This is a genomic window from Paraburkholderia sp. BCC1885, assembly GCF_900996235.1.
Lineage (GTDB): Bacteria > Pseudomonadota > Gammaproteobacteria > Burkholderiales > Burkholderiaceae > Paraburkholderia.
The window spans coordinates 25999-32220 of the sequence record NZ_CAAJGM010000225.1; the positions used below are offsets into that span (position 1 = coordinate 25999).

A 6222-nucleotide genomic window follows, 5' to 3' on the forward strand; every position below is an offset into this window, starting at 1 on the left:
CTGTTTCACCACTGATAGGTCGCGCGACCGATCACGGTACGTCGCAAGCCGTAGGCGCAGTAGTCCTCGGCCTGGCAGTTGACGTAGATACGGTCGAACAGGTTCTGCGCATTCACCGAGAAACGCCAGTGTTTGATGTCGTAGTGAACTGCGGCATCGTACAGCGTCACTGACGGCATCTTCAGGGTATTCGCCTCGTCGCCGAACTGCGAACCCACGTAGCGTACACCGCCGCCCACGCCGAAGCCCTTCCACCATCCCTGCTGGAACGTCTTGTCAAGCCACAGGCTCGCCATGTTGTGCGGCACGTTGACCGGCTGGTTACCCACGAATCCCTGGTCGCTCGCGGTGATCGCGCCATCCATGTACGTGTAGGCAGCGGTGAGGCTCAGGCCGGCGCCGAGATCCGCGACACCCGACAGTTCGACGCCGCGCACCCGCACGCCGCCCGTCTGCACCACGAAATTGCCTTCCGGATGATCGAAGTCGGGCTCGACGACGTTCTTCTGCAGCATGTTGTACACCGACAGCATCGCGAAGCTCTTCTGGCCGGGAGGCTGGAACTTGATGCCCGCCTCGACGCTCTGGCCGGTGGTCGGCTTGAGCGCCGAGCCGTCGAACGTATCGCCCAGGCCCGGCTGGAACGATGTCGCATAACTCAGGTAGGGCGCAAAACCGCTGTCGAACAGGTAGACGAGGCCCGCGCGGTAAGTGAACCGTTGCGCGGTGTTGCTTTGGTCGGTCTGCCCGGCGAGCCGGTCGAACTCTTCGGTGTTAGCCCAGTCCTGGCGCACGCCAAGCGTGGCGACCAGCTTGCCGAAACGGATCTGGTCCTGAGCGTACAGACCCGACTGGTCGACGTGATGCTCCACGCTATAGTCGATGCCGCCCAGCGTGATCGGTCCGCTGCCGTAGACCGGGTTGTACAGGTTGAGCGACGGCACCGAGGTTGCGTCGTTCTCCGCCCAGCGGTCAATCGAATGCACATAATCGAAGCCAACCAGCGCCGTATGCTGCAGCGGCCCCGTATTGAACTTGAACTGGGCCTGGTTGTCGACCGTGAAGATGTCGGAACTGGCCTGCGCTGCATAGGCATAACGGTCGATCGTGGCGTTATCGTCTTCGAGATCCTCGTTGCCGACGATATCTTCATCCAGGTTCACGTGCGTATAGCGCACGTTCTGTCGCACGGTGAACCAGTCGTTAAAGCGATGCTCGAACTCGTAGCCGATCGACTCCTCGGTACGACGGATCTCGTTGAAGTCGGGTTCGCCATCAAATACGTTGGTGCCAATTCTGGCGCCGTTGGGCCCGGGATACAGCGTGCCGATCGCCGGCAGATCGGCAGTCGGATAGCTGCTGTTGCGATAGCTGAAATGCGACAGCAACGTGAACGTGGTGTCCGCCGACGGTTTCCACGTCAGTGCAGGCGCGATATAAAAATGCTTGTCCGTCTGGAAGTCGACCTGGGAACCCGTGATGCCCAGGTCCCCCGTCAGCCGGTAGAGCAAGGTGCCGTCCGAGGTCACCGGGCCGCTGAGGTCGAAGCGGCCACCCACCTCACCGTAGCTGCCGGCGTCAAACGACACTTCGTGGATCGGGTCATCCGTAGGCCGCTTGGTCACGAGATTGATCATGCCGCCCGGGATGTTCTGTCCGTACAGCACTGACGCCGGGCCACGCAGTACATCAATACGCTCGAGTCCATAGGGATTGACCGCCGGCGCGAGCAACGTGAAATACGTTTCGGTCGATAGGCCGTCGACGAACGGAAACTGGTTCGGGAAGCCCCGCACCACGAAGTAGTCAATTGTCGTATTGAGTCCGCCGTACTCCTCACCGATCACACCCGGCGTATAGCGCAACGCCTGACCCACGGTCTGCACGGCCTGGGCCTGCATCTGATCCGCTGTGATCACCGAGATCGATTGCGGCGTCTCGACGATCGGTGTATCGGTTTTGGTGCCCGTCGCGCTCTGTTTGGCCACGTAGCCGTCTACTGGGCTCGTCGCCGTTTCCTTTTCGCGCCCGGCCGACACCACTACAGGCGCGAGTGACGTGGTGGCTGGCTCCGCAGCAGATAGGGTCGACGGCTGGCCGTTTTGCAGGGTGGCGTCACTGGAGTTGCCCCCGCTCGCCTGTGCGTAAGCCGCGCTGGACAGCATGCAGGCTGCGGCGACCGCCGATATCTTGAACGCGCGCCAACGCCCGCCGTTTCGGCCCTGTGCCATCCAGACCGAACGGCAATCCTCAGAAGCTTTCATCCCCGTTCACTCGCTTTCGTACAAAACAATTTGGGTGGCGCGCCCTTGTTGTCCCGCCAGTCTCGCCAATGCGGCTGCCGAAACGTGCGAGAATAAGAATCATTAACAACTCAAGGCAAAATTCCTGAAGGCGCGCCTTGGTAGATAAGAAGGATACCGGCGACCCATTTACGCTGTATTGCCAACCTATGTCGCAAACCGGCCATCTTTTTGCCGAAACTCGATGAAAACGTCTGAAATTGAGCATGTGAACCCCGTCTGGCGCCAGCGCTATACCGTTATTCAGGTCACACAGGTCGCGCCGGTGATTACGCGAACGTGGGAGTACGAAAACGGTTTTCGCGAAGTCTGGCACGCCCACGAGGAAGCGCAACTCATCTACGTGACGCGCGGCGTACTTCGGATCCTGACGCCCGCCGGCATCTGGACGCTGCCGCCGTTTCACGGAATCTGGCTTCCACCGACCGTGCCGCATGAGTTACACGCGATCGGCGAAGTCGTGGTGCGTACAGCGTATATCGCGCGGCATGCAGATCCGTCGCACGATAGATGGATGCAATGCCTGGTGCTGCGCATCGGTCAATTGCTCGATGCGCTTGTCGTCGGGCTGGTAGAAGAACCAGATAAATCTGTCGATAACGATGGCCGTCGCACGAACCTCGCCACCCAGCTTTTTCTGCTTGAATTGTCACGGGCGCCCGAACTGACGAGCGGAACGTTGCCGTTGCCGAACGACCGGCGACTTCGGTCCATCTGCGAGCAGTTGCTGTCCTATCCGCAAAACAACGACACCATCGAGCGCTGGGGCGAGCGCGTTGGCGCAAGTAATCGAACCCTTGCACGCCTGTTCAAGGAGGAAACGGGACTGAGTTTCGGGCAGTGGCGTCAGCAACTCAGGCTCGTCGAGGCGGTGGCCAGACTGGCGCTTGATGTCCCGGTTGCGACGATCGCCACCGAGCTGGGCTATCAGAGTTCGAGTGCGTTTATTTCCATGTTCAAGAAAACGCTCGGCGACACCCCACAGCGTTATCTGAAGCGTCGCGAGGGAGCTTGAGTTCGTGTGCCATCTCTACCCCGAGATTCCGGCACGACCTCTTGCGTTGCACAAAGGGCACGGCCAAAACGGCCTCATCTAGGCTGAACGATCATTCGCATAGCTGACAAACGCACGAAACGTGGGCCAGAAATGCAGTCCCGGGCTTTGGCAATCGTGCCATCCGCCGTGGTCCGGAAAATCGTGTAATCGATGGTCGATGCAATCCATCGGCGGCCCCAGTCGCTCGTCTCGCTGTACGTGTCATCAGGCTCTTGCGCGTCCATTCGTGCATTGCCTCTTGTGCAAATCCTGTATTGACGGGACCTCTGTGCCGCCAACCCTGCTCTCAATCCAATTGTCCACCTGACAGTCGATTCTAGCAGTCAGAAATTCTCACGGAGTGGATCAAGACTTGCTAATGCGCATCTCGGCTATGGCGTGGCAAAAGGTGATCACCATACTGCCGGCAGATGACGAACACGCCATCATCAACGCGCTGAAACTGGTCCCCATGGAGGACGAGCTGCGAGTCGAACCGCGGCCGTGAGCATGAGCGATAGCAAAGCGGAGGTCGAGGGCTTCTTCGAATCGGCGATGCTCGACATCGCCCCGTTCGACATCGACGTGATGATCGTTGATCCCGGTCAGCGCACACACTGAGTTTGCGGTTCGCGGCGCGGTGCTTTCTCCGGCAATGGACGCCTACGCTGGAACGCCTGCCCGCGCGGTACGCCGGCTGATTGAGTCAGGATTCAGAAGTCAGTCGGGCGGTGCCGCCAGGATGGCTCGCGCGATGATCGACTCTATGGACCAGAATCCGGGATCGAGGCGCCTGGCTTTAGGCAACAACGCGCACAAAAATATCCGAACCTCGCTCTCCAACGACTGGCCTAGTTGGAGGCTCAAAAGCAGATCACGCTGTCCACCGATTTTCAGAATTGAATCGTTTCGCCTGCAATGACTTCGAGGTAAACCGTACTCGCAATGGCGAACAGCCTGCTTTCGCCATTGACCGATGGAAGTCGTTCTGAAGCGAATCGAAGAGTGATGCGAGAGCTCGGGGGCATTCTGTGGCGGCCGTAGGAACGGCAGGCTCAGTCCGCACGAGCTCGCTACTCGTCGGGAAACAGCGGTTCGGAACTCCGCAGTGGTGCATGACCGCTCGGCTCATTGTGGCTCACCACGTCCAGGCAATTCGCATGCTTCACCGATCATTAAGATGCGGCTCGCACTGGGCACTCTCAGCACAAAACTTCATCCAACCAATCCAGCACACGTCGGTTTACTAGCGAGCGATTGCGCATTTCGCAATGCTCCCCGGCGCCTTGATTACCGAGAAAGCGAAGCAACGTTTTTGGGCAAAGCAATGCATCGAAAAAGCGCTGAGTACCGGCGGCGAGCGTATCGTGTTCGGCCAGCGTGAATAGCGTCGGGCACCGGATGTCTTCTATGCGTCCATCCATCGTAAAGAGTTCGACCGACGCGAAGTAATCACGCAGCGTCGCTGTGCCATTTACCCAGTATCCGCGCTTTGCGACACTCCATTGCAGCTTCCGGTCGCTCGCGACGATCTGCTCCAACCGTTCCATCAGAGCCGCAGGCATTTCACCAAGGTGCGCCGCCTGCTCCTGACTCGCGCCGAGCTTCATCGCGTACGCGCGAAATCCCTCCGCCAGGGACGGCAGCGCTGGGTCCGCCACGCAGGCCGCAAGGCGATGTTCTCCAGACGCGGCACGAGGTGCCAGATATCCGCCCAGACTCCATCCGCACAGCGCGATCCTTCGCGGATCGACATTCGGCAACGTCTGGGCGAAATCCACCACGGACTTGATCACAGTTTCCCAGTCCGGTCTGAGCGGCACGCCGTGTTCGATCAACGTCGTACCTTGCCCGGGACCGTCGAAGATCAGCGCGTGATAGCCCCGTTTTGATGCCGCGACGGCCGAGGCAAAAAAAAGATCGGTAATGGTGCCGTCGTATCCGTTGTTGAAGATCAGGAGCGGCCGTACTTCGTGCGCGCGGCCTTCCGACGGTATGACGTACGCGAGCAGCGACGCGTTCTCGAAAGGAATACGTAGTGGCGCAATGGACACTTCACTCAGCGCCAACCCACGATCAAAGGCGGTGATCTGCTTTTGCGAACCGGCAATCACTCGCGGGTCGACCGGTTGTCCGAATAACGGGTGGAACGATTTCCCGTACAAGCACGCCGCCCTCAGGAAACACTCTCGCGCGCTCGCCCGATGCCCTGCGGCTTCTGAGCGTTGCGCATCCTCCATCATCCGGTCAGCGGCGCCAGTCCACGCGTCATGAAAGGCGGCGTCATCACCGTCGCCAACGGCCTGCGCGATCGCCTCGATTTCTCCATAGTCGGCGCCGCCGTATGGGATGTAGCCGAGCGGCCACGTTCCAAGCTGATCGTGAAGTTCATCCTTGAAGATTGCAACCATGCTTCCCTCCCATAGAGCGGGCTGACTGCCTGACTAAGCCATACTCTATCGCAGGTTTTAGCAAAGCAGACCGTGCCATCATGTCGAGACAGCTGGAACGCGCATACGAAGGCGGATCGAGCTGAAAGCACTTTGGCTTTTGCCATGTATCACCGGACACTTCGCGATTGGTGGTCCAACCAAACTTCATCAGCATCGCCTGCAAACCAGCTGCTTTGAGACAACCAACCGTTGTCCTGCCTCGTTGATCACGTCAGCGGTCGAGCGTGCATCGGACCTTTGCGCGACATTTACGGATCGTCCTGTGGCCGGATCCAGTCTGCCGCTTTCAGCCAGTTCGCACCCTGCTAGTGTCCTGTTCCGTTGTTAACTGAACTATGTTTGCGTAGGATGTTGGTATCAACGGAACGGGAGATACCAGCATGCCAATGGGACGACCGAAGGTGGAGTTGATGTTGAGCGAATCCGAACA

General features: G+C 59.2%; 3 protein-coding genes. 1 reads left to right on the top strand and 2 read right to left on the bottom strand.

Annotated elements, in window-relative coordinates; translation table 11 throughout:
• Window positions 1–5: 5 nt before the first annotated feature.
• A complete protein-coding gene (locus tag FQ755_RS27155; protein WP_144158107.1) occupies window positions 6–2264 on the bottom strand; it encodes a TonB-dependent siderophore receptor in 2259 nt (752 codons plus the stop codon).
• 223 nt (window positions 2265–2487) lie between these two features.
• Between FQ755_RS27155 and FQ755_RS27160 the strand changes: the two genes are divergently transcribed.
• A complete protein-coding gene (locus FQ755_RS27160) occupies window positions 2488–3318 on the top strand; it encodes an AraC family transcriptional regulator (protein WP_144158109.1) in 831 nt (276 codons plus the stop codon).
• A 1223-nt stretch (window positions 3319–4541) separates the two neighbouring features.
• On the opposite strand, the gene FQ755_RS27165 is transcribed toward FQ755_RS27160, so the two are convergent.
• Entirely contained in the window at window positions 4542–5750 is a 1209-nt protein-coding gene (locus tag FQ755_RS27165) for an alpha/beta hydrolase family protein (protein ID WP_144158111.1), read from the bottom strand.
• Window positions 5751–6222 lie beyond the last annotated feature (472 nt).

What these genes read in the sequence shown, in the direction of transcription:
- FQ755_RS27155 (WP_144158107.1), bottom strand. Translation starts at nt 2,264, where the DNA reads ATGAAAGCTTCTGAGGATTGCCGTTCGGTCTGGATGGCACAGGGCCGA.
- FQ755_RS27165 (WP_144158111.1), bottom strand. Translation starts at nt 5,750, where the DNA reads ATGGTTGCAATCTTCAAGGATGAACTTCACGATCAGCTTGGAACGTGG.
- FQ755_RS27160 (WP_144158109.1), top strand. Translation starts at nt 2,488, where the DNA reads ATGAAAACGTCTGAAATTGAGCATGTGAACCCCGTCTGGCGCCAGCGC.